26 protein-coding genes are annotated in these 24,065 nt (G+C 45.2%); 17 read left to right on the plus strand and 9 right to left on the minus strand.

Going from position 1 to position 24,065, the window contains the following annotated elements; all coding sequences use genetic code 11:
• Positions 1 to 13 precede the first annotated feature (13 nt).
• The 8 genes from IUA53_RS12120 to tmpT all read left to right on the plus strand — a co-directional run bounded on the left by IUA53_RS12120 (position 14) and on the right by tmpT (position 7,643).
• Positions 14 to 1,084, plus strand: a complete 1,071-nt coding sequence (locus IUA53_RS12120; RefSeq protein ID WP_196897173.1) for an extracellular catalytic domain type 2 short-chain-length polyhydroxyalkanoate depolymerase — start codon at positions 14 to 16, stop codon at positions 1,082 to 1,084.
• Positions 1,077 to 1,868 (plus strand): 3-hydroxybutyrate dehydrogenase, encoded by a 792-nt coding sequence (locus tag IUA53_RS12125; RefSeq protein WP_196897174.1) that lies wholly within the window; start codon positions 1,077 to 1,079, stop codon positions 1,866 to 1,868. Before IUA53_RS12120 ends, IUA53_RS12125 begins: the two co-directional genes overlap by 8 nt.
• Before the next feature lie 67 nt (positions 1,869 to 1,935).
• Entirely contained in the window at positions 1,936 to 2,811 is an 876-nt protein-coding gene (gene nadK, locus IUA53_RS12130; protein ID WP_044056705.1) for an NAD(+) kinase, read from the plus strand.
• Between the two features lie 354 nt (positions 2,812 to 3,165).
• Positions 3,166 to 3,675, plus strand: a complete 510-nt coding sequence (gene dps / locus IUA53_RS12135; RefSeq protein WP_196897175.1) for a DNA starvation/stationary phase protection protein Dps — start codon at positions 3,166 to 3,168, stop codon at positions 3,673 to 3,675.
• 200 nt (positions 3,676 to 3,875) lie between these two features.
• Complete coding sequence (locus tag IUA53_RS12140) at positions 3,876 to 4,526, plus strand: hypothetical protein (protein WP_044446892.1); 651 nt, start codon at positions 3,876 to 3,878, stop codon at positions 4,524 to 4,526.
• A 208-nt stretch (positions 4,527 to 4,734) separates the two neighbouring features.
• Positions 4,735 to 6,420 carry a DNA repair protein RecN gene (recN, locus tag IUA53_RS12145; RefSeq protein ID WP_196897176.1) on the plus strand — a complete coding sequence of 562 codons (1,686 nt, stop codon included), beginning with the start codon at positions 4,735 to 4,737 and terminating at the stop codon, positions 6,418 to 6,420.
• A gap of 124 nt (positions 6,421 to 6,544) precedes the next feature.
• A complete protein-coding gene (locus IUA53_RS12150) occupies positions 6,545 to 6,901 on the plus strand; it encodes an outer membrane protein assembly factor BamE (RefSeq protein ID WP_044056701.1) in 357 nt (118 codons plus the stop codon).
• 76 nt (positions 6,902 to 6,977) lie between these two features.
• Positions 6,978 to 7,643, plus strand: a complete 666-nt coding sequence (gene tmpT, locus IUA53_RS12155) for a thiopurine S-methyltransferase (protein ID WP_196897177.1) — start codon at positions 6,978 to 6,980, stop codon at positions 7,641 to 7,643.
• Here tmpT and IUA53_RS12160 read toward each other — a convergent pair.
• Entirely contained in the window at positions 7,611 to 8,897 is a 1,287-nt protein-coding gene (locus tag IUA53_RS12160; RefSeq protein ID WP_196897178.1) for a DUF445 domain-containing protein, read from the minus strand. The two genes, tmpT and IUA53_RS12160, sit on opposite strands and share 33 nt — an antisense overlap.
• A gap of 26 nt (positions 8,898 to 8,923) precedes the next feature.
• Entirely contained in the window at positions 8,924 to 9,400 is a 477-nt protein-coding gene (locus tag IUA53_RS12165; RefSeq protein ID WP_196897179.1) for an arsenate reductase family protein, read from the minus strand.
• Positions 9,401 to 9,864: 464 nt separating this feature from the next.
• Between IUA53_RS12165 and IUA53_RS12170 the strand changes: the two genes are divergently transcribed.
• Positions 9,865 to 10,533: a hypothetical protein gene (locus tag IUA53_RS12170; RefSeq protein WP_196897180.1), complete on the plus strand. Its 669-nt coding sequence runs from the start codon at positions 9,865 to 9,867 to the stop codon at positions 10,531 to 10,533.
• A 33-nt stretch (positions 10,534 to 10,566) separates the two neighbouring features.
• Positions 10,567 to 11,133, plus strand: a complete 567-nt coding sequence (locus tag IUA53_RS12175) for a sugar O-acetyltransferase (protein ID WP_196897181.1) — start codon at positions 10,567 to 10,569, stop codon at positions 11,131 to 11,133.
• Between the two features lie 67 nt (positions 11,134 to 11,200).
• Here IUA53_RS12175 and dkgB read toward each other — a convergent pair whose 3' ends face one another.
• From dkgB to IUA53_RS12205, 6 genes are all read right to left on the minus strand, one after another.
• On the minus strand, positions 11,201 to 12,004 hold the full coding sequence (gene dkgB, locus IUA53_RS12180; protein WP_044056695.1) for a 2,5-didehydrogluconate reductase DkgB: 804 nt from the start codon (positions 12,002 to 12,004) through the stop codon (positions 11,201 to 11,203).
• 204 nt (positions 12,005 to 12,208) lie between these two features.
• Complete coding sequence (gene rluB / locus IUA53_RS12185; RefSeq protein ID WP_044056694.1) at positions 12,209 to 13,111, minus strand: 23S rRNA pseudouridine(2605) synthase RluB; 903 nt, start codon at positions 13,109 to 13,111, stop codon at positions 12,209 to 12,211.
• Between the two features lie 42 nt (positions 13,112 to 13,153).
• Positions 13,154 to 13,750 (minus strand): SMC-Scp complex subunit ScpB, encoded by a 597-nt coding sequence (scpB, locus tag IUA53_RS12190; protein ID WP_196897182.1) that lies wholly within the window; start codon positions 13,748 to 13,750, stop codon positions 13,154 to 13,156.
• Positions 13,737 to 14,573 (minus strand): segregation and condensation protein A, encoded by an 837-nt coding sequence (locus IUA53_RS12195; RefSeq protein ID WP_196897183.1) that lies wholly within the window; start codon positions 14,571 to 14,573, stop codon positions 13,737 to 13,739. The genes scpB and IUA53_RS12195 overlap by 14 nt, the downstream gene beginning before the upstream one ends.
• Before the next feature lie 56 nt (positions 14,574 to 14,629).
• Positions 14,630 to 15,250, minus strand: a complete 621-nt coding sequence (locus IUA53_RS12200) for an L-threonylcarbamoyladenylate synthase (RefSeq protein WP_196897184.1) — start codon at positions 15,248 to 15,250, stop codon at positions 14,630 to 14,632.
• A 14-nt stretch (positions 15,251 to 15,264) separates the two neighbouring features.
• Entirely contained in the window at positions 15,265 to 16,134 is an 870-nt protein-coding gene (locus IUA53_RS12205; RefSeq protein WP_044056690.1) for a PHP domain-containing protein, read from the minus strand.
• Positions 16,135 to 16,434: 300 nt separating this feature from the next.
• Between IUA53_RS12205 and IUA53_RS12210 the strand changes: the two genes are divergently transcribed.
• From IUA53_RS12210 to IUA53_RS12240, 7 genes are read left to right on the plus strand one after another with little or no spacing between them, the layout of a single operon-like run.
• On the plus strand, positions 16,435 to 18,039 hold the full coding sequence (locus IUA53_RS12210) for an anthranilate synthase component 1 (RefSeq protein WP_196897185.1): 1,605 nt from the start codon (positions 16,435 to 16,437) through the stop codon (positions 18,037 to 18,039).
• A complete protein-coding gene (locus IUA53_RS12215; RefSeq protein ID WP_044056688.1) occupies positions 18,036 to 18,653 on the plus strand; it encodes an aminodeoxychorismate/anthranilate synthase component II in 618 nt (205 codons plus the stop codon). Before IUA53_RS12210 ends, IUA53_RS12215 begins: the two co-directional genes overlap by 4 nt.
• Before the next feature lie 4 nt (positions 18,654 to 18,657).
• Positions 18,658 to 19,689 (plus strand): anthranilate phosphoribosyltransferase, encoded by a 1,032-nt coding sequence (trpD, locus tag IUA53_RS12220; protein WP_196897186.1) that lies wholly within the window; start codon positions 18,658 to 18,660, stop codon positions 19,687 to 19,689.
• Positions 19,682 to 21,079 carry a bifunctional indole-3-glycerol-phosphate synthase TrpC/phosphoribosylanthranilate isomerase TrpF gene (gene trpCF, locus IUA53_RS12225; protein ID WP_196897187.1) on the plus strand — a complete coding sequence of 466 codons (1,398 nt, stop codon included), beginning with the start codon at positions 19,682 to 19,684 and terminating at the stop codon, positions 21,077 to 21,079. Before trpD ends, trpCF begins: the two co-directional genes overlap by 8 nt.
• Before the next feature lie 21 nt (positions 21,080 to 21,100).
• Entirely contained in the window at positions 21,101 to 22,282 is a 1,182-nt protein-coding gene (trpB, locus tag IUA53_RS12230; RefSeq protein ID WP_196897188.1) for a tryptophan synthase subunit beta, read from the plus strand.
• On the plus strand, positions 22,282 to 23,091 hold the full coding sequence (trpA, locus tag IUA53_RS12235; RefSeq protein ID WP_044446878.1) for a tryptophan synthase subunit alpha: 810 nt from the start codon (positions 22,282 to 22,284) through the stop codon (positions 23,089 to 23,091). The genes trpB and trpA overlap by 1 nt, the downstream gene beginning before the upstream one ends.
• 4 nt (positions 23,092 to 23,095) lie before the next feature.
• Complete coding sequence (locus IUA53_RS12240) at positions 23,096 to 23,395, plus strand: YciI family protein (RefSeq protein WP_044056683.1); 300 nt, start codon at positions 23,096 to 23,098, stop codon at positions 23,393 to 23,395.
• A 110-nt stretch (positions 23,396 to 23,505) separates the two neighbouring features.
• Here the strand turns inward: IUA53_RS12240 and IUA53_RS12245 are convergent, their stop codons facing one another.
• Positions 23,506 to 23,970, minus strand: a complete 465-nt coding sequence (locus IUA53_RS12245; protein WP_196897189.1) for a pyridoxamine 5'-phosphate oxidase family protein — start codon at positions 23,968 to 23,970, stop codon at positions 23,506 to 23,508.
• Positions 23,971 to 24,065 lie beyond the last annotated feature (95 nt).

A 24,065-nucleotide genomic window follows, 5' to 3' on the forward strand; every position in this document is an offset into this window, starting at 1 on the left:
GAAAGGAATAGTTATGAAAGTAAACGCACCACTTTTAACTTCTCTTATTGCATTGTGGACGATGACACCTTCAAGTGTGGCACAAGACAACACGGTGCCGCCTCCACTTTCTCTTGATATGACAAACGTCACTGTGTCAGGACTTTCTTCTGGCGGGTATATGGCGACACAGTTTCACCTGGCCCACAGTGATTGGGTGACTGGCGTGGGCGTACTGGCAGCAGGCCCCTATTATTGTGCTCAAGGTGATATTACCCAAGCGCTGGCGAAGTGTGTTGACAAACTAGCGTCGCCCATTGATATCGTTGCGCTAAATAAACACGCTAAAACGTACGAAGAACAGGGAAAAATTGCGCCACTAGAAAACCTTCATGCCGCGAAAGTTTGGCTCTACCATGGAACCAAAGACACTCGCGTTATTCGTAAAGTGAGTGATCGCCTCTACGAACAATACCAAGCGTGGGTAGACGAAAACAACATAAAATACGTGAATGATAAGCCTACCGCGCACCTATTCCCTACGCAAAAAAACGGAGGCGATTGCCAAACATCAAAGGCACCTTATATTGGAAAGTGCAATTATGACGCTGCGGGCGCGATGCTTTCTCATTTGGTGGGCGATCTCAATTCGCCAGACGATCAGCTTTCGGGCGCACTTTACACCATTGATCAACACGCGTCTTCTGGAGGACACGCCAGCACATTAGCCAAAGAGGCTTTCGTTTATGTGCCGGAAAATTGTGCTAGTGGGGAGCCTTGTCGAGCACATATTAGTTTTCATGGCTGCAACCAATACGCCGATGCGGTGGGCAATGCCTATGTGACTCAAACGGGAATCAATACTTGGGCGGATGATAATAACATTGTTGTATTGTACCCGCAGACGAAAAAGTCGTTATTTATGCCGCTAAACCCCCAAGGATGTTGGGACTGGTGGGGCTACACCTCATCAGATTACGCTAACCGTGATGGCGAACAAATTAAAGCGGTAACCCAGATGCTGAAGTCGCTAAATCACGAAGGGGGAAGCGCACGTCATTTTGAGGCAGAAGGCGCCAAAATGAAGGAGACCCCAAATGAATAAACGCACAGTTTTCGTCACCGGTGGCGCTAGCGGTATTGGCTATGGCATCGCGAAGTCCATGATGTTGAACGGCCATTATGTTGTTATCGCCGATATTAACGAGCACGCAGCACAAGAGGCGGTATCGCGGCTAATTAACGAGTGTGAGCAACAAGGTGTTGACTGTAGCGCCAACATACGTGCCGTTGCGGTAGATGTATGCGACGCCCAACGCGTTTCCGCCTTACCCGATAAATTAGGCGAGCTGCATGTCGATGTGCTTATTAACAATGCAGGCATTCAACACGTTGCTAAATTAGAAGACTTCCCAGCCCATAAATGGCAGAAACTTATCAATATTATGCTGGTGGGCCCCGCCTTATTGACTCAAACATTTTTACCCGCCATGCGTGAAAACAACTTTGGCCGCATAATCAATATTGGCTCTATTCACTCTCTTGTGGCGTCACCCTATAAGTCTGCCTATGTCTCGGCCAAACACGGGCTGCTCGGCTTTGCGAAAACCCTCGCGCTCGAAACCGGTGACAGCAACATCACCATTAACACCCTCTGCCCTGCCTACGTAAAAACCCCATTGGTGGAGCAACAAATCGCAGCGCAGGCAAAAGAAAATAACCTAACAGAAAATGACGTGATTAATAAAATCATGTTAGAACCTATGCCCAAAAAACAGTTTATTGAAATTGATGAATTGGCTGATACCGCTTTATTTTTAATGTCAGACAGTGCGCGTAATATTACTGCGCAAGCAATAGCACTGGATGGGGGCTGGACGGCGCGGTAATGCGTTTCTTTTGTTAAACACCTGTGCTAATGTCCAATCCATTGGAAATGAAGGACATTAGCACTGTATGCCCTATCAAACCGTTGCTCTAATTGGAAAACCTCAGCACGCGGCTACCCACGATAGCCTAAATATACTCGCCGATTATCTACTTGAAAAAGGCTGTAAATTGCTGGTGGAAGAAAGTATAGCTAAAGAGCTAGACACAGATAACCTACAAAGCTGTAACCTCGTCACGATTGGCAAAGAGGCCGACTTAGCCGTGGTGGTGGGCGGCGATGGTAGCATGCTAGGTGCTGCCCGCGTATTAGCCCGCTTCGACATACATGTTGTAGGTGTAAATCGTGGCAATCTTGGCTTTTTGACCGATATACACCCAGATGAAATAAGTCAGCAACTCGACTTAATCTTTGCCGGACAATGCGTGGTTGAAGAACGGTTTCTTTTAGAAGTCGGCGTTTATCGCCATGAAAAGCTGAAAAGTAATAACGCGGCGGTGAATGAAGTGGTGCTGCATCATGGCAAAGTTGCACACATGATGGAATTTGAAATTTACATTGATGATCAATTTGTGTTTAGTCAACGAAGCGACGGCCTCATTGTTGCCACGCCCACTGGTTCAACCGCCTATTCATTGTCGGCTGGCGGCCCTATCATTATGCCAAAGCTCGACGCGCTAACCTTAGTTCCTATGTTTCCGCATACGCTTAGCAGTCGCCCCATTGTGGTAGACGCTGATAGCCAAGTTTCTATGAAAGTGTCGAAAGTGAATAGTGACTCCCTTCAGGTAAGTTGCGACAGCCATATTGTACTGCCCGTTCTCCCCGGCGACGAAATTCGCATTAATAAGGGCGCAGACAAATTGCACTTAGTGCATCCAAAGGGTTACAGCTATTTCAACGTTCTACGTAAAAAACTGGGATGGGGAAGTAAACTTTATTAAAGCACACTGAGTCTCCCGCCTAAGTTCCAGACGGGTGACTCTGCATTTATTACACGCCCCATTACAAAACTCCGTACCTTTTTCTCAAAATCTATCACATTGAAATCTAAAGATTTTTTAATACATCCCCAATTTCCCTTTCATATCGGTAACTTACCCTTTTTTTAAGTTAGTCGGCATATGGGTTGCACTCTGCTAAGTAAGATTCTTACACACAAAATTGTGAATGTTTCCTGCGTCTGTCGTCGGCAAGGTCGCTTTCATTAGCACAGGCCTGCTCGCGTAATAATAGATCGCGACGCTGGACGAAATAGCGGTTTTGTGTGGAGCAATAATCGATATATAGGAGATGTTATGAGTAACAGTGAAATTAAATTTACTGCCCCAGGTATGGACAATGAAACCGCATCAAAAACTATCGAGGTTCTTGAGAACCGCCTAGTGGCGCTGCTTGATCTTCAACTTACCTTAAAACACATTCACTGGAATGTAGTGGGCCCTAATTTTATCGGCGTCCACGAAATGCTAGACCCTCAAGTAGACGCTGTTAGAGGAATGACAGATACCATTGCAGAGCGCATAGCCACCCTAGGCGGGGTGCCTAAGGGCACACCTAAGGCTATCGTAGAAGGTCGAAGTTGGGAAGATTACAGTCTAGGCAAGGGATTAGTACTTGATCACTTAAAAGCGCTGGATAAAGTTTATGAGGGCGTTAATGGTGATCATAGAACTGCCATTGAGCGTCTTGGCGACATTGACCCCGTTTCTGAAGATATGGTGACGGGTCAACTGGCTGATTTAGAGCAATTTCAGTGGTTTGTTCGCGCGCACATTGAGTCTGGCAGCGGCGAATTGAGTCAATAATCAAAAGACGAAAAAGCAACGTCGTTTGGAAGCGGAAACCTATGGTTTCCGCTTTCTATTACGTATTCCAATCACGAATATTTAGCGGAGACAAACGGTGCTAAACCGCACTATTCTTCACCGCTTAAGATAGCAATTATCTTTATTTTCCGTCATCATTCCCCCACCTTTCTACATTTTAGTTAGATGATTCTCACTGTATGTTATATCACCTTCTTGGAACGCTAAGTGCCTGTGCATTTTTACTCACTTGGTATGGGCTTGCGCATCAATGGCTAGTGATAGAACGAAAAAAAAGAGAAATAGGAAAGGCAACGGCGAGCCTATCGACTAACCAATTTGCCTCTAGTTTTTTCGCATTTTACGCTAACTTTATATTCGGCATCGCGATTAGCCCCTTTAATCACTACTTGGTATGGACCCGACTCGGCGCCTTAATCTTAATTTTGCTTATTCTTTTTAGAATATGGCAAGACAGGCATAACCGCACTGTAAAATGGGTATTTATAACTGCCCTATGCGCATTAACGCTAGGCTTAGTTTCTATGCTTTTTCGACCCTATGAAGGTATTGCACAACTTGGCGCAAATGGCTTGATGCTTGTTGTTACAGCGATTCTTGTTCAAGGTACCCTGCATCAATGGTTAACGTTACGGCGAGCTAAAACTGTAGGAACTTTATCTAGCCATCTATTTCGCAGTATATTAATTAAAGACCTGACAACGCTGGCCTTTGCACTAACAATGCCGATAAGTATAGCTTGGCCATTACTGGTGCTTAATGGCGCAAGTGTTGTGACACGAGGCGGGCTGCTTATTCAAATGGAAATAATGAAAAGAGAGCCGCAGTGAAACGTCAATCACTCCCCCTTTGTGCAAAATTTTTTCTCTATTGTTATTACATAGCAATTAACTAACTCATTGATCTTAAAAGCGCTCATTAAATAATCGCTTTAACTTGCTATCACAGCCTAACGCTTTTTACTTTACATTGGCGAAATACTGTATATATTTACACGTACTGTATATATCATCATGTTCAACGTTTGCGAGTGTGGTTATGTTAGCGCATCTTTCTATTTCAAATTTTGCCGTTGTCAAACAGTTATCTGTACAACTAGAGAATGGCTTAACCGCCATCACAGGTGAAACCGGCGCAGGTAAATCAATTGCTATTGATGCCTTAAGTTTATGTCTGGGTGAAAGAGCCGACGCTAATGCGGTGCGCAAAGGGGCAGCAAAAGCAGAAATTATTGCCCATTTTTCGCTAACCGATAACCATAAAGCAAAACATTTCCTTAACGAGCATGAACTCACTTCTGACGAAGATGAAAACAGCTGCTTTATTCGACGTATTATTTCAAAAGAAGGGCGCTCTAAAGCCTTTATCAACGGGGTGCCTGCCTCGCTTCAACAGCTTAAAGGCTTGGGTCAATTTTTGTTGGCTATTCACGGCCAAAATACCCATTTACAGCTGCTTAAGGAAGATTATCAACGTCAATTAGTGGATAGTTTTGCGTCGCACTCCTCCTTGCTTAGTGAAGTAAAAAGTACATTTTCTCAGTGGAAACAAAAGCAAAACACCCTGACAACGCTTAAAGCGCAGGCACAGCAAAGGGAGGATCGCCTGCAGTTATTAACTTACCAAGTCAAAGAGCTGGATGAATTTGCCTTAGAGCAAGGAGAGTTTGAAGAGCTTGAAATAGAGCATAAGCGATTAAGCAACGGCCAAAGTTTACTCGAACAAGCTCAAACCAGTGTGTACAACTTGTATGAAAGTGACGAAGGGAATGCCCTTTCAGTCATTCAAAATAGTATTGAAAGGTTAGGCGAACTAGAAGCGCACGATGCAACCTTAACGCCTATCATATCCATGTTAAACGATGCTTCAATTCAAATTGAAGAAGCCGCCAGTGAATTAAGAAGTTATTGCGATCAATTAGAAATTGATCCCTTACGCCTTCAGCAGGTTGAAGCTAGGTACGCGAAAGCCATGGAGCTTGCGCGTAAACACGCTGTCATGCCTGAGGCGTTGTTTTCTCATCACCAATCCCTGGTCAGTGAGTTTACTGCACTGGGTGAACAAGAGACTTTGCTAGGTACGCTGGAATTAGAGGTTGAACAAAGCCACAGCGCTTATCTCCTGGCCACCAAAAAGCTCTCAGAAAGCCGGTCTATAGCTGCATCGAAGTTAGCCAGTGCAATTGAAGCACAAATTCAACAAATGAATATGCCCCATGCAAAAGTGAATATCGACGTTGAATACGATGAACTGAAAAAACCAGTGAGTTATGGCCTCGATACTGTGCAATTTAACGTGTCTACCAACCCTGGCCAGGAAACAGACAAATTAGAAAAAGTGGTCTCAGGAGGCGAACTGTCACGCATTGGTTTGGCAATTCAGGTTATAGCAAGTGATAACCATGCGACGCCGACGATGATTTTCGATGAAGTGGATACCGGGATTAGCGGCCCCACGGCGTCTATTGTAGGTGGTTTATTAAGACGCTTAGGAAAGGCTCACCAGGTCATGTGTGTGACACATTTACCTCAAGTTGCAGCACAAGCGCACAATCAGCTTTTCGTCACCAAGTTAACCGATGGTGAAAGTACAGAAACTCAAATGCTAGCCCTAACAAAGCAAGACAGGATAGACGAACTGGCTCGCCTATTGGCTGGTGACAAAGTCACCAAATCAGCCTTAGCGAACGCAAAAGAGCTACTTAAAAGCGCATCATCGAACTAAAATGCAGTTGATTGGTCATAGTTGTCAATGTAGCATGCCTTCGCGCTTGCAATAAAATAGCTTAGGTTTTAGATTTTTATAAACCTTTAGGCACTAACAAAGGCAATACTGGACTTAAAAACGCATGAAGTTGCAACATCTTTTAGTAATACTTGGCATTACCCTAACCTCTACCGCTTGTACGAACTGGATCTATCGCATTGATGTCCCTCAAGGGAACTTCCTTGATGAGCGGGACGTTAAAAAACTACGCGTAGGCATGACGAAAGAGCAAGTCAAATATGTACTGGGAAACCCGGTGGTTAAAGACTCTTTTGATGATGACACTTGGTATTATGTGTATGACATGAAAAGAGGTATGAGAAAGCGTGGGGAAGATTTTCAAAAACAAATGACCATTAATTTCGTCGATAACAAAGTAGATACCGTAGAAGGTGACTTTGAACTATCTGAAGAATTTAACGTCCCTCTAGACAACTAACATAAACGATGAGGCAGTTAACTTAACTGCCTTTTTTGTGCTCTACCGTTTTACTACATCACAGTGAGGTTATTCTATGGAACACAATTTCTGGCACAGTAAGTGGCAAAATAATGAGATTGGCTTTCATGAACCCACAGGTAACCCATTTTTGGTTAAATATGCCGATGTGATATTGAATACATCACCTGCCCTGCCCCCACGCATTTTTGTACCGCTTTGTGGTAAAACAAGAGACATTGCATGGTTACTATCTCAACAGTGCCAGGTGATAGGCGCTGAGTTAAGCGAAATTGCTATACAGCAACTATTTGAGGAATTGGGCGTTATCCCAATCATTCGGGAATTTGCACATGGCAAGGTTTATCAGAAAAATACGTTAACCGTTTTTGTGGGTGACATTTTCACGTTAACGAAAAACGACATAGGTCCAATATCCGCGGTTTACGATAGGGCTGCCTTAGTGGCACTACCAGAGGCCTTAAGAGCACAATATACTCAACATATAGTGGCACTCACCCAATGTGCTCCTCAACTTATAGTGTCATTTGAATATGACCAAAATGCCATGCCTGGGCCGCCGTTTAGCGTAAGTGAAGACACCGTTACCGCTTTGTATCGTGAACACTACAAGGTTGAATGTATAGAGCGCTCTAATCTAGAGGGCGGATTAAAAGGTAAAGTTAATGCCAACAACTTGGTTTTCACGTTAACTCCCAATAAGACGCTCGACCGCAAATAATATAGCACCGATTAAACCGCCCACTAGGGTGCCATTAATACGCACTTTTTGCAGATCTCGCCCGATATTAAGTTCAACTTGCTCGGCCATTTCTCTTTCATCCCAACTGTTGATGGTATCTCTAATATGCCGGGTTAAGAAATCAGCTAATTCTGGTGCCATGTATTTTGCCGCCTCGCCGATATGGGTATTAAATGCCTGTGATAAATCACTGTTTTCAGTAAGGCTAATACCCAACTCTTGAAGCCAGCGAGAAACCTTGGTTTCTACCAGCCCCTCACGTGCTTCTAAAGATGCCAGAAGCCAAGCGTGAAAACGTTGCCAACTTTTGTGAATATAACCGTTTAGGGCGGGGTCGTAAACCAATTGCGCTTTGTACCTGTTAACCTTTTCCTCCATTAAAGGGCTGTGCTGAAGTTCATAAAGAAATTCATGCACCTGTTCATCAAAAGCGTGTCGAATTGGGTGCTCTGCGTCATGATAGATATCGTCAAGGATGCTGGAAACGGCCTTAACAGCGATAAGTGCTCCCTTTTCACTTAACCAACTTGAGGGAAGAATTTTTTCCACCCGGCTATATTCTGTCTTTAGCCACGCCACTAAGGTTTCAGCAATATACTCTTGCGTACTAGGCTGCGACATTAAACTGGCAAGTTTGCCAAGAACCTTATCGAGCACAACCTGATGCTGCCGCTCTTTTGTTACCGAATTTAAAGAAGTGACCATGAGTTGCCGTAAGTCGATTTGCTTCAACCCTTTATGTGCCGTTTTTGCGATAAAGGCTTTTACCGGCTTGTCGTCAATCACCCGCAATATTCCGCTTAAAGCATCACACAAGAAGCGACTTAATCGTGTACTGTTATTTACGTTAGATAGCCACCTCCCTGCGCCTTTCGCAGGATCACTTTCTTTAATCAGCTTCTCAATTGCCGTGGCGTGAAAAAATTTATCCTTAACAAAAAGGGATAAGTTATCAGCGATTGCTCGCTTATTATTGGCCACAATATTGGTATGGGGAATGGGGTATCTAGCAGGAATAGGCTTAAATAAGGCGGTGACCGCGAACCAATCGGCTAGCCCACCAACCAATGCAGCTTCGCTGGCCATTTTTATCAACCCAAGCCACCAAGCACTGGCGAGCTCTGGGAAAAACTTCGGTATCAGAATAGTGCCGACAAAAATACTCCCGGCTACCACTAAACACCACAATGCTAACTGCTTTGCTTTTCGCAACTGAACTTGCTTTTGATGCACTGTGATCTCCTAACCTACCTACTCATTTATTTGTGTAAAACTCGCTGCCCTGACGTATCGATAATTAGCGTACCATCTTCTTTTTGGTAAGGGCCCGTTGGCCATAGAGGTAAAATATCCAAAATAGCATCACTAGGCCTGCACAAGGCAACCACTTCTTGAGACGGCCGTTTTGGCACTCTCGTCGCCTCAACCTCATATTCATCAACTGACATGCAAACCATAGGCCTATTCACCAAAATGGGGTGAGCTAACATAGCTTCAAAGAGAACATCATCCGTCACTGATTCATCTAAAAGCCCTAGAGCGTCTGCAGGCGATTTTGTGGTTCGAAGCGCCTGCCTTGGTGTTATCTCCGCCGCGCTTAGCAAATAATCGAGTTGTTCCCGATCCCAACCTTCTTTTACATATTCAATAACCTGCGGGCTGTACCCTGCATCTCTTATTATTTGAAGTACATTGCGAGAAGTGCCGCACTCTGGGTTATGGTAAATGGTAATCACCCTTATCTCCTTTACGTAAATTATTCGCTATAACAATATCCTACCTCTGTTACCAAAATATGGACAATCATCAAATAATACCCCATGCGACTGTCCAATATGTGCTTTTGACTGTCCCATTTTTTCTTCTTCTGTTTTGACTGTCCAATTCCGTTTGACTGTCCAATTTATCTTATGACTGTCCAATCTGTCTTTTTGTACTGGAGACGGCTACAGGAAAGTTATTTGAAAACTCAATAAGTTAGTCAAAATGACCACTCCGTAATCATCCTGACTAACCCGCATTTCTCACAAGAGGAAAAATATCAGTAACCCATTGAATAATATGAACTATATAACTTGGCACAACTTGTGGTTACTTTTTTACAGCTTTGGCTAATATCCATCTTGGTTTTAGCATCTGTGCGAGGAGCCATACCTCATCATGTGCTTTTCAGTGAACAAATAATAAAATAGGAATAATCATGTCTCATCACCGTACCTTACTGGCCGCAGTGCTCATTTCTTCTACTTTTTTAACCGGCTGTATCATTCAAGTTGGTGACGCCAAAGCCAATAATGGAGACGGCTTAAGCAGCCTCTTTGGCAATATTCATGTGGAGGAACACGAGCATGCAGGTGAAATTTCATCGGTTAACGGTAACGTGTCTTTAGACCATCACGCTCACGCAGAGCAGGTCAGCATCGTCAACGGGGATCTCGATATCGAACAGCACGTGAATCTACGCGCAATCGATATTGTGAATGGTGATATTAACGCAGGCGACCACCTGCAAGTGCGCGCAGGAATAGCCACCGTCAACGGTGACATAAACCTTCACAAAAACAGCCAGATAGAAAACAGCATTACTTCTGTAAACGGCGATATAAATTTAGTTGGCGTAACGGTGAAAGAAGATATTGAAACCTTAAATGGCGATGTTAATCTTTCAGTTATGAGTGTTATCTTCGGTGATATCACCTATAAAAAGCCAGATTCTAAATGGTTCGATTCCGATGACAAACCAACATTAACGATAGATAAAACCGTTAAGATTCATGGCAGTATCATATTAAACCGTCCTGTCTCCTTGGTTTTTGAAAATCCAGCGCATCACCAGAAAGTAGTTGAAAGTTACCATGTTGAACAGTAAGGTCAGTGGCTATTTTCACCGTTATCGTAAGTTATGACTGAATTAGAAAAAATGCTTTCGGGGGAAATGTATTTCCCCTCAGATAAAACCCTCACAATGATGAGGGTTGCCTGTCGCCAACAACTCGATGTATTAAATCGCACCTGCCAAAGTGAACATAAAACCCGTACCCAACTGCTTAAAAAGTTGTTTGGTGGTACAGGCAAGCGTCTTTATATTGAATCTACGTTTAAGTGCGACTATGGTGAAAACATCTTTGTTGGCGAGAGCTTTTACGCCAATTTTAACTGTGTCATTCTTGATGCTGCCCCCGTCACTATTGGTGACAACTGCATGCTTGCCCCCCAAGTCGGGCTCTATACCGCTACTCATCCCATTAACCCCACTCAGCGTGCGACCGGCGTCGAGTTTGCTAAACCCATTACTATTGGCGATAACTGTTGGATAGGCGGCATGGCAGTGATCAACCCTGGTGTGACACTTGGAAACAACGTGGTTGTGGCATCTGGTGCTGTAGTAACGAAAAGTTTTGGTAGTCACCTAGTTATTGGCGGCAACCCTGCTCGAATCATCAAAACGATTGATCCTGACGCCTCTTAAACACCGCGCCTTTAACGTAAAGGCGCGGCTTAAGTTTTAATAAAGCATGGCTAAGGGTGACAAGCCCTTAATCCCAGTTGGGCGCAAAATCAGGGTTAACAATGCGATCGCCATTATCCAAATCGTCAATACGCTTTAAATCATCCGCGGTTAAAACCACACGGCTATAATCTACATTTTGTGCCAAATGAGATTCACTAGTAGACGAAGGAATGGCAGAGATTTTTCGCTTTTCCATCCATGCTAAAACAATTTGAGCTGGACTAGCATCATGATCCAGCGCTATCGCTTTAAGGGTTTCATCTTTCATGACTTTACCAACGGCAAACGGCATATAGGCCGTTACCCCTATACCTTTCTCTCTACAGGCTTCTACTACCTGTCTATTTTGCATAAACGGGTGTAATTCTATTTGGTTGGTGTAAATTTCACCTTCACCTAGAATGCGTTCAGCCTGCTCTAATTGGCCTATGGTAAAGTTAGATACCCCAATATGGCGGGCTAAGCCAAGCTGTTTTACTTCTTTTAAGCTTCCCAAATAGTCTTCCATGGTTAAGTCATCACCAGGGTAAGGCCAATGGATCAAAAGTAAATCAACATACTCTAACTTTAGCTTTGCCAAGCTTTCGTGAACACTTGGAATAAACGCATTTTTGCCTAAGTTTTCGTGCCACACCTTTGTGGTTACGAAAAGTTCAGAGCGGGCTAGACCACTTGTTTTGATGGCGTCTCCAACGTTCTCTTCGTTATCATAGAATTGCGCAGTATCAACATGACGAAATCCAACCTTAAGTGCCGAGGTTACCGCTGAAGTCGCCTCATCCCCTTCTAAACGAAAGGTTCCCATTCCTAACTGTGGCATGTCTTTCATAAATCTCTCCTTGTCGCTGAAAATGTTCGTATCTTGCTTTTGCTACGAATGAAGCCTAGGTGGAGATCGCCTGAAGTAATCATAGATGTAAGGCGCGGGAAGGCGTTTTAAGGTCTTATAGAATGGTAAGGCGAGATGATTAATGACTTAGGAGACTATTTGGCAGTTTATCATTTACAATAAACCGCCAAAAAATGTGGATAATTAACGTTTGGTGTTACGCCCCACCCGCTTTTTCACACCTTGCTCTTTTTGCTCTTTACGCACTTTGTGCTTTTTAACAGAGCGACGCATACGGCTTAAGCGAACATGGTCTAATTTATTTTGACGAACATTAATCATAGACTGGGTTTCTTCCGGTAATTGCACAATGCCTCTTAAAGCATTGACGTCCTCCAGCCCAAGTTCAACCCACGCCCCTTGAGGTAAACGTTTTTGTAACGCTAGAGGCCCGTATTTTACCCTTATCAAGCGGCTAACTTGCACACCTTGGGATTCCCAAAGACGTCTGACTTCGCGATTACGCCCTTCTTTCAAGGTAACGTTAAACCAGCGATTCATGCTTTCGTCTTCCGCCCCTACAGGGGCCACTTTACCTGTAATAGACAAAAACTTAGCTTCGCCATCTTCCAACTGAACGCCTTTTTGCAACGTCGTAAGGGTTTGGTTAGTGACGTCGCCAAATACGCGTACAGCGTATTCTCGTTCAACTTCGCATTTCGGGTGCATTAAACGGTTTGCCAATTCACCGTCATTGGTGAAAAGTAACAAACCACTGGTGTTCATATCCAACCGCCCTACGGTGATCCAACGCCCCAATCTAATCGCGGGCAGGCGATCGAAGACAGTATCTCTGCCGTCGGGGTCATGACGACTACACAGTTCACCTTCTGGCTTATTGTACATAAGCACACGGCATACTGGCTGTTCGGTTTGTCGTGATAAAAGGTGGCCATCTACACGAATTTGCGCAGACCCGTCGACTCTGTCGCCCAATGTAGCAAGCGTACCGTTTACAGATACTCTGCCTTGTTCAATCCAACGTTCCATTTCTCGTCGCGAGCCTAGCCCTTGGTTGGCCAGCACTTTTTGCAACTTTTCAGTCATGGGTTATTTCACTCTTTGTTTGCTTGTTTACGGTCGCACGGTCTAGCTTTCAGACGGTGCCTCATTTAACACCTTAAGCGACGAGTAGGTATCTAAATTATCAGCTAACGTTTCAAACGCTTCTGCACTAGGAAGTTCAGAAAGTGACGTCAACGAAAAGTAATCTAAAAAGGTTTTTGTTGTGGCATATAACGCAGGTCTCCCTGGTACTTCTTTATGCCCAACAATGGTTACCCATTCTCGTTCTGTGAGTGTTTTCATAATATTGCTACTTACCGCTACTCCTCTTACTTGCTCAATTTCTCCACGAGTAATAGGTTGACGATAGGCGATAAGTGCCAATGTTTCCAACATGGCGCGAGAATAACGCGGCGCGTTTTCTTGCCATAAATTGCTTAACCAGGGGCTAAGCGCATCTAACGATTGAAAACGAAAACCACTACTAACTTCTACAAGTTGTACGCCACGAGGCTGATAGTCGAGCTTAAGCTCGTTCAAAACTTTGCTTAAGGTTCTATCAGCTACGGAAAATCCAGCTAAAACAGTTTCTTTAAGCTCTTGTTTTGTTATTGGTTTATCGGCCACAAAAATAGCAGCTTCAACCAATTGTTTAAGTTGCGTGGTATTAATCTTTTTCATTCGTGCCTAATTTTACATGAATTCGCGCATAAGGACCTGCCTGAATACAAATTATTAGTTGTTCTTTTACTAACTCTAAAATGGCGAGGAAAGAAACCACTACGCCGGCCTTCCCTTCATCAGTACTGAATAACGTGTCTAAGGGCGTAAATGCCTCTCGATTTACCATGCTCAAAATCATAGACATTCGCTCTCGCGTACTCAGTGCTTCTTTCTCAATAGTGTGATGTTCAAACGCCGCAGCTCTTTTTAGTGCCGCGCTAAATGCCAAGACGATCTCGGCAAGACTTACCTCTGGATCCACCCTCACAGGGGCAATCCCCTCATCAAGATCAACCTGTGTAAGAAAAATATCCCGCTCTAGTCGGGGTTGCTCGTCTAAATCTTCCGCGGCCTGCTTCACCACCTCATATTCTTTTAAACGGCGAATCAATTCTGCCCGTGGGTCTTCTTCCTCGTCACTGTCACTTTCTCGTTTTGGGAGCAACAATCGGGATTTTATCTCAGCCAGTATTGCCGCCATTAACAAATATTCAGCGGCGAGCTCAAGCTTTAACGCCATCATGGCATCGACATATTCCATGTACTGCTTGGTTACAACAGCCACGGGCAAACTTGTTATATCGAATTTTTGCTTCCGAATAAGATACAAAAGTAAGTCTAATGGCCCTTCAAAGGTATCTAGAATAACCTCTAGGGCATCGGGAGGAATAAACAAATCTTCGGGCTTTTCAATTAAGGCTTCGCCATTGATAAAAGCCAAAGGGAGCGGTTGCTGAACAGGGGTAGACACTGCATCGTCAGTGGTAGTTACTTCGCTCACCTGTTCATCCTCACGTTAATGCCTTCATAATGAAGCGTATTTGAAACCACCATTGATTACTCAAATGGGGTTGTATCTCCAGTACCTCGACGCAAAATGACAGGTACATCGTCGGATAGGTCTACCACCGTGGTTGGTTGCTCACCAAGGTACCCGCCGTGAATAATAACGCCCACCTGCTTTTCAAGATTATCACGTATAGCATCAGGGTCTGACTCAGCCATTTCATTGCCCGGTAAAATTAGCGATGTAGACATTAATGGCTCGCCTAAGGTTTCAAGCAATGCTAACGCTATGGCGTTGTCTGGCACACGTAAACCAATGGTTTTACGCTTAGGGTTTTGTAATCGTTTAGGGACTTCACGGGTGGCTTTCAACACAAAGGTGTACGACCCCGGTGTATTGTTTTTGATTTGCCTAAACGCGGTGTTATCCACTTTTGCGTAAATAGAAAGCTCAGACATATCTCGACACATCAGGGTGAAATTATGATCTTTGTCAATTTGTCGAATTCGGCAAAGCTGCTCTAAAGCGCGCTTGTCTTCCATTTGGCAACCAATGGCATAGCCCGAATCCGTTGGATATACCACCACCGCACCTGATCGAATCAATTCACAGGCTTGATTTAGTAATCTTTGTTGTGGATTTTCTGGATGAATATAAAAAAACTGGCTCATACTAATGCTCTCCTTTACGCGAGGGGCGTGCTTTGATTTACGGCCCCAGATACATAGGGCCAATCGTGCCAAACCGGAGTAAGTGCGCTATTAATGCCTAAATTTTTGCCAAGTTCTGTCCAACGCGAAGGAAAATGAAAATCAGACCCTGCCGATGCTAACAAACCATGGCTTTTGGCGAGTTCATTAATAAGTTCTTGTTTACTTTTGTTTATACCTGGAAACGCGGTTTCAATGCCGTCCCCCCCTGCGGTAGCGAACAAATCGACCAATCTGCGCAGCCATTTAGCTGTCATATCATAATGAGCTGGATGCGCTAAAATGGCTTGCCCACCTGCTTGATGTATCCAAGCAATTGCACTTTCAATAGACGGCCAATCGGCCTTAACCGCGGCGCGCTTCCCTTTACCCAGATACTTTTTAAACGCCGCCTCCATAGATGCAACACCATAATTATTCACCAGCACTCTGGCAAAATGCGCACGAGTTACCTGCCCCACGCCAGCGAGGGATTGCGCACGTTCAAGTACACCTTCAAACCCACATTTGCTGAGTTTTTCTGCAATGCGCTCGGCGCGGTCTTGTCGCACTTGAGCTTGGCCGGCTAAATTGGCTAAAAAGGCACTGTGTTTGCGATCTACGTTTAAACCAACAATATGGATATCAAAACCATGCCAATTGGTTGATATTTCAACACCATCCACTATGTGCAGGGGCCGTTTCTGTGATGCCTGGGTAAGGTGTGCTTCTTCTAATCCCCCCACCGTATCATGATCGGTTATGGCAAGAACGTCCACCTGCATGGTATGCGCCCTAAGCACTAATTCTTTAGGGGTAAGGTGTCCGTCTGAATATTTTGTATGACTGTGTAAATCTATTTTCAAGGGTCTACTTTCAAACTTTTATGCAAATAATGGGTTGACACAAAGGCCAAATTGTTTTCTTCTATATAGTAGAGTATACGGATTAACAAACTCGATGCCTATCGAAGTTTGAAAAAGTTCGACATAAACACGAGATTATTCATGCATCAAATGACAATCACAACAGCAATTAAGCTTGCAACTTGGTGGTGGCACTCCCTCGATTAACGGGTGGTGTGCGCTTTGGTGCGTAAAAAAAACACAAAAGGCCCGTTTTAACGGGCCTTTTTTTTATTCTTTTGCAGTTGGAGAGTGGCAAAAATGAGTTTAGCGGAACTGGGAACTGTCCCAGGAAAAGTGGAGACGATTGAGCAGGTTGGTCACTATATTGATGACCCGCTTGCCGCGTTTTCACATCTGTGTGCAGAGCGGCCAAATGCGTTATTGCTTGAGTCAGCTGAAATTGAGTCGAAAGACAACTTGCAAAGTTTGCTGATGGTTGACGCGGCATTACGAATGGAGTGCCATGGCAACCGAGTAATGGTAAGCGCATTGAGCCACAACGGAGCATCTGTGCTTCCACTATTTAGTCAGCATTTGCCTCAAGGGCTAACCTGTATCGAAAATGATGACGCAACGCTAACCTTATTGTGTGAAAGCGCTGATGCATCCTTAGACGAAGATAGCCGACTAAAAGCAGCAAGCGTAATGGATACGCTGCGAGTTGTAATTAACGGCATCACACCTATCAGACAACACCCTCATGCTTTGTTTTTAGGGGGGGTGTTTGCGTATGACATGTTAGCCGGTTTCGAAAACTTACCTGCGGTTGGTGAAGGTGAAAACGATTGTCCTGACTTTGTGTTTTACTTAGCTGAAACCCTGATAACCGTTGACCATCAAACTCGTGAAACCCACCTCATTGGCAGTGTGTTTAGTGGCGAAGATGTGGCTCGACAGTATTTTGCGATATCACAACGACTAGAGTCCTTGCACCAGCAACTGCATACCATGCCTGCCACGCCGTCATTCATTAACAAAAACGCCAATGCGCCAGACGCCTGCGACGTTTCAGTAGACAAAACAGACGCTGAATTTTGTCACGATGTACACGCCTTAAAACAGCACATTTTGGCTGGCGATATCTTCCAAGTGGTTCCTTCACGTACCTTTTCGCTTCCTTGTCCGTCTCCTCTTCTCGCTTACGCCCAACTTAAAGTGCAAAATCCAAGCCCTTACATGTTTTACATGCAGGATGAGGCTTTTTCTATTTTTGGCGCGTCACCCGAGTCAGCATTAAAGTACGACAGTGAAACTAACCAAGTTGAGATTTACCCTATTGCGGGTACACGTCCTCGCGGTAAGCGGGAAGACGGCAGCATAAATCACGATTTGGACAGTCGTATAGAGTTAAACTTACGGGAAGATGAAAAAGAAAAAGCAGAACACATTATGTTGGTGGATCTTGCCCGTAATGATGTGGCGAAAGTCAGCCGTCCGGGCACGCGCTACGTAAAAGATTTACTAAAAGTAGACCGCTACTCTCACGTTATGCATTTAGTGTCACGGGTAGTCGGCCAGCTTAGAGACGATTTAGACGCCTTACACGCCTATCAAGCCTGTATGAACATGGGAACCCTGGTGGGCGCGCCCAAAGTGAGTGCTGCCACCCTAATTCGTGAGACTGAGAAAAAGCGACGAGGCAGTTATGGTGGCGCGGTAGGCTATATCAACGGCCAAGGCGATATGGATACCTGCATTGTGATACGTTCTGCGTTTGTCAAAAATAACACCGCTTATATTCAAGCTGGCGCTGGCGTAGTTTACGACTCTGTAGCGCAAGCTGAAGCGGACGAAACTCGCGCAAAAGCCCAGGCGGTGATAAGTGCGGTGCAATCAGCACTGGCCATGGAGAAACAAGCATGAAAGCGCAAACCACCTTATTCTTACTTGATAACGTAGACTCATTTACCTACAACTTAGTGGATGAACTACGTACCTTAGACTTGGCGATTAGTGTTTATAGAAACACCGTATCCGCAGAGGTTATTTTTGCAAAAATGCAAGAGCAGGCAGCCAAAGGCCCCGTATTATTAATGCTATCTCCCGGCCCTGGCGCACCTAGCGACGCAGGTTGCATGCCAGCATTGCTGAAACAAGTGGCTGGCGTTTTCCCGGTCATTGGCATATGTTTAGGCCATCAGGCCATTGTGGAATACTATGGTGGAAAAGTTGGGCGTGCCAGCTATGTTATGCATGGTAAATCATCGGCCATTTCTCATACGCAAACAGCCATGTTCAATAAGTTGCCACACCCCTTACACGTTGCCCGTTATCACTCTTTGGTAGCTCACACCCTACCTGACGCACTGGAGGCTTGTGCCACGTGTGAAGATGAAGACGGTTCGCAGACTATTATGGCTGTGATAAATAAAGCCGACGGCATGCTTGGCTTTCAATTTCACCCTGAATCTATTTTAACCGCGCAAGGTAGTATGTTGCTTAAGCAAAGCATCGACTATTTAACGTTGCAGGAATAAGCATATGGTAAACGCAACAACTCTATTAGACGCTTTAATAGCAAAAACATCGCTGTCGCAAACAGAAGCTTACTCGCTATTCAACAGTATTATGCATGGTGAACAAAGTGAATCTATGATTGCAGCAGTGCTTACTGCCTTAAAAATGAAAGGTGAATCGCCGGGTGAAATTGCGGGTGCCGCCAGTGCCATGGTAGCGAATGCATTGCCCTTCCCTACGCCAGAATACGACTTTGCTGATATTGTGGGTACCGGTGGAGACGGCCATAACACGATTAATATTTCCAGTGCGGCTGGCGTCGTCGCCGCGTCTTGTGGTGTAAAAGTAGCTAAACACGGCAATAGAAGTGTGTCGAGTAAATCGGGCTCGGCAGATCTCTTTAAACAGTTTGGCTTAGCACTCGACATTTCCCCAGAAACGTCTAGAAAATGCTTAGATGAAGCAAATTTCACATTTCTATTTGCGCCGGTTTATCATGCAGGCATGCGCCATGCAGCCCCCGTCAGAGCTGCGCTGAAGACCCGAACCTTATTTAACATATTGGGTCCATTGGCAAACCCTGCCCGCCCAACCCATGGTGTATTCGGGGTTTACTCACCGGAACTGCTTGAACCTTACGCAAAAACCCTTATGCTGCTAGGCCAACATCGCGCCAATGTTGTACATGGCGATGGTTTAGACGAGTTAGCCTTGCACGGTGAATCTACTATTTTCGATCTTGAGCACGGTGATATTCGTAAGCTTACCGTTACCGCAGAAGACTTTGGGCTACCATCCTTTCCCCTTGCGGCCATTGAAGGGGGAGAACCAGAAGAAAACAGAAAATACATTGAGGCTGCCCTTGCCGGTGAAGGTGAAGAAGCTCACCGCGCCGCTATTGCAATGAACTGTGGGGCATTGCTTAAGGTTACGGGACACGCCAACACGTTTAAAGACGGTGCTGAAATGGCCATGGAAGCCATGCACGCAGGACGCCCGCTGAATGTGTTATCCCAGGTCGCTAAAATTAGTCAGGAGGTTAGCACAAATGCCTAATGTGCTAGAAAAAATTGTTGTCGATAAGCGCCATGAAATAGAAGAAAGAAAACGCGCGTTTCCACTCTCTTCATTTAAAGATGAACTCGTGCCTTCTCAAAAAAGCTTGTTTGCAGCGCTTAGCCAACCCAACGCAGGGTACATCTTCGAATGTAAAAAAGCCTCACCTTCAAAGGGGCTTATTCGAGAGCATTTCGATTTAGATGAAATCCTTGAAGCCTATAGCCCATATGCGGCAGGTATCTCAGTGCTGACTGATGAGAAATATTTCCAAGGTAAATTCGAATACCTTGAATATGTTACTGCCCGTGTCACGCAGCCGGTTTTGAATAAAGATTTCTTTGTAGACACCTACCAGGTATATCTTGCACGTTATTACAATGCAGATGCTGTGCTGCTCATGCTAAGCGTTTTGAATGACGAAGAATATCAATCTCTCGCCGCCGTAGCAGACACCCTTTCCTTAGATATTCTAACTGAAGTGAGTAATGAAGAGGAAATGGCTCGCGCCATCGCGCTGGAAGCCAAAATAATTGGCATTAACAATCGTAACCTACGCGACCTTTCTACTGATTTGGCCACCACCGAACGCTTAGTTCCGCTGCTAGAAAGTGCCACTCATGATTATGTGGTTATTTCAGAGTCAGGCATTTATACGCACCAAGATGTATTGCGTTTATCACCCTTATGCCAGGGTTTCTTGGTGGGCAGTGCACTCATGGCTGAAAAAGACCTGAATGTCGCCGTTAAAGGCCTAGTGTATGGCGGTGTGAAAGTGTGTGGGTTAACCACACCTGAGTACGCTAACAACGCGTTTGCCGCCGGGGCGAGTTATGGGGGGCTTATCTTTGCAGAAAAATCTCCTCGATACGTAACGCCGGAAACGGCACTCACCATAGTCAATGAGGTGCCTGGCCACTATGTGGGTGTGTTCGTCGATAAACCCATTGATGAGGTGGTTGCAACTGCCACACGATTGTCGCTACGCGCGGTTCAGTTGCATGGTAGCGAGGATGCGAACTACCGTGAACAACTTAACAGCAAATTGCCTTCCCACTGCACTATTTGGCAAGCCGTTGGGGTATCCGACAACATCCCGAATAACGTTTACACCTTGCTGAATGACAACCACGTAGAACGCATATTACTTGATTGCCAAGTGGGAAATAGCAAGGGCGGCACGGGCAAGCAGTTTGATTGGTCGTTACTTCAAAACATCGACAAGAAAGAAAAGCTAATTATTGCCGGAGGTATTAATCCGGACAACGTCGCCGACGCCATTTCAACAGGTTGCGGCATGCTAGATGTAAATTCAGGGGTAGAAACCGCCCCAGGCGAAAAGTGCGCTGACAAGCTTGCAGCACTTTTTACAATTTGTCGCCGCTATTAAAGACGAAATACAGGACATTCCATGAATCAACTTGATACTAAATTTGGCAAATTCGGCGGCATGTATGTGCCCGAATTGCTTATTCCTGCACTCGATCAGCTAGAAAAAGCGTTTTTAGACGCCAAAGAAGACCCGAGTTTTAACGAAGAGTTTCTTGCGTTACTAAAAGACTATGCTGGCCGCCCAACGGCCATGACACTGACCAGAAACCTCGTCAGCAACCCCAAAGTAAAGCTCTATTTAAAGCGTGAAGACTTACTACACGGTGGTGCTCATAAAACTAATCAGGTACTTGGACAAGCCTTATTAACAAAACGCATGGGCAAAACTGAGGTAATTGCAGAGACCGGGGCAGGCCAACATGGTGTGGCTACGGCTCTGGCTTGCGCATTGTTAGGTTTAAAAGCACGTATATATATGGGCGCGAAAGACGTGGAGCGTCAAGCGCCAAATGTATTTCGCATGCGTTTAATGGGTGCCGAAGTTATTCCCGTTAACGCGGGCTCAGGCACATTGAAAGATGCCGTTAACGAAGCAATGAGAGATTGGTCAGCCAACTATGATAAAGCGCATTACCTATTGGGCACCGCTGCTGGACCTCACCCTTTTCCTACTATTGTTCGAGAGTATCACCGTATGATTGGTGAAGAAACCCGTGCACAAATACTAGAGAAAGAGGGACGCCTTCCTGATGCGGTTGTGGCTTGCGTGGGTGGTGGCTCTAATGCCATAGGCATGTTTGCAGATTTCATCGACGAGCCTTCAGTGCGCTTAGTGGGTGTAGAGCCTGCAGGAAAAGGCATTCACACAAAAGAACATGGCGCTACTATAGTGACAGGTACAAAAGGGATATTGCATGGCGCCTATACCTTTATCATGCAAGATAAAGAAGGCCAGATTGAAGAAAGTTACTCGGTGTCAGCCGGGCTAGACTACCCCGCGGTAGGCCCGCAGCATGCCTATCTTTCAGAGATTGGTCGCGCAGAATATGTTGCGGCTACCGATGAAGAAGCCCTCAATGCGTTTAAACTGCTCGCGCGTAAAGAAGGAATTATTCCTGCGCTTGAGTCGTCTCATGCACTTGCTCATGCTCTTAATATGGCAGATGAAGCCGAAGAAGAAACCCTTATCGTTGTCAACCTTTCTGGTCGCGGCGACAAAGATTTAGCACATGTAATCAATATACTTGGGGATGAAGTATAATGGATAGATATTCAGAAATGTTTGCGCGCCTTAACGACAAAAATGAAGGTGCCTTCGTTCCTTTCGTTATGATTGGCGACCCCGACCTAGCAACGTCCGAAGCCATCATTTGCCAGCTAATTGAGGCTGGAGCAGATGCGCTAGAATTGGGCATTCCCTATTCAGATCCTATCGCGGATGGCCCCACCATACAGGCCGCCAGTATTCGAGCACTCAGCCATAAAGTGACTGTCGCAGATTGTTTCGCATTACTTGGCCGCGTGCGTGCTAAATACCCTTCGATCCCGATGGGTTTATTGCTATATAGCAACCTTGTTATGGCACAAGGGATTGATGGATTTTACGAGAAGGCCCACCAGGCCGGAGTAGACTCCATTTTAATTGCCGATGTTCCAATCCGAGAGGCTGCACCTTTCCAGAACGCAGCAACGGCGAATGAAATATCACAAATTCTGATTGCGCCGCCCAACGCAACTGAAGAAACAATGGAAAAGATAGGTGAGTTTTCAAAAGGTTATACCTATTTATTGGGAAGAGCTGGCGTTACAGGTGCCGAAACCGCAGCCAATATTCCAGCGTCAGAACTTATTGAGCGGCTGAATAAACACAATGCAGCTCCGGCACTTCTAGGGTTTGGCATCTCAACCCCAGAGCAAGTAAAATCTGCAATTGAAGCTGGCGCTGCAGGGGCTATTTCGGGTTCTGCTACGGTTAATATCATCGCCGCGAATTTGGACGATACGGACGCAATGTTAACGAGTCTGGGTAGCTTTGTTCAGGCTATGAAAGCGGCAACAGTAAAAGGGTAATTAAATGTTGTACATGATATGTGCTACTGATGTTGAAGGCAGCTTGGATAAACGACTTCAAGCTCGTCCGGCGCACCTAGAGCGATTGCATCAATTAAAAAATGAAGGCCGTTTAATACTGGCTGGCCCTTTTCCTGCTATAGATAGCCCAGATCCCGGCCCTGCTGGGTTTACCGGGTCGCTTGTTGTAGCCGAATTTGGAAGCTTGGAAGACGCCCAGTCTTGGGCTAATGACGACCCATATGTTGCCGCTGGCGTATATGAGAGTGTTGTGGTTAAGCCTTACAAAAAAGTTTTACCTTAGCAGCGATTAAACAGGTGCAAGTATTATCCTTGCACCTGCCTGCTTTTACACTTTCGGTACTTTCATCACCGCTACATTTGTAACACGTCATTCAGCTTCATTGCTGTGACTTATAGCGAAACTCTGTCGTGCTCGCCCATTTCGTCGCCATTCAATGTTTTCCCCGTCATCATTTTAAACATGCCCTTCAAACTCGGATCTGCATGCCATATTTCAGCGTCTACTAACTCAAACCTTAGCATACGCAGATTAGGGTCATTTTTGCCTTCGTCGTACCAAGCTTCAACCGGGTTAGACCAATACTTATCAATAATTTCAGGTCGTAATTCCCTCACCAATACGCCGCGAATGCAAGCGAAGACGTCATGGCCTTTGGAAGAAAAATGAACCATGGCCTCCCCGCCTTCAGCGATACGGTTATCTTTTCTGGTATAGAACCAAAATTCACCGTTAGCGTGCTTATCAAGTTGTGCTCGCATTGGCTCTGCATGCTGATATTTACCCACTAAGCTCACCATAACATTAGGACTGCTCGCCATGGCTTCCCACATTTCTTTTTTCATGTCCGTCGTCATACCTACTCCTTTCTAAATCAACTAAATGTTAAGCAAGTCACTCGCTTTGCTCCACCTATACCTAACGAATGCATAGCCTAAGCCAACTGCTGTAA

Source organism: Alteromonas sp. B31-7, assembly GCF_015767655.1.
In the GTDB taxonomy this organism is placed as follows: Bacteria; Pseudomonadota; Gammaproteobacteria; order Enterobacterales; family Alteromonadaceae; genus Alteromonas; species Alteromonas australica.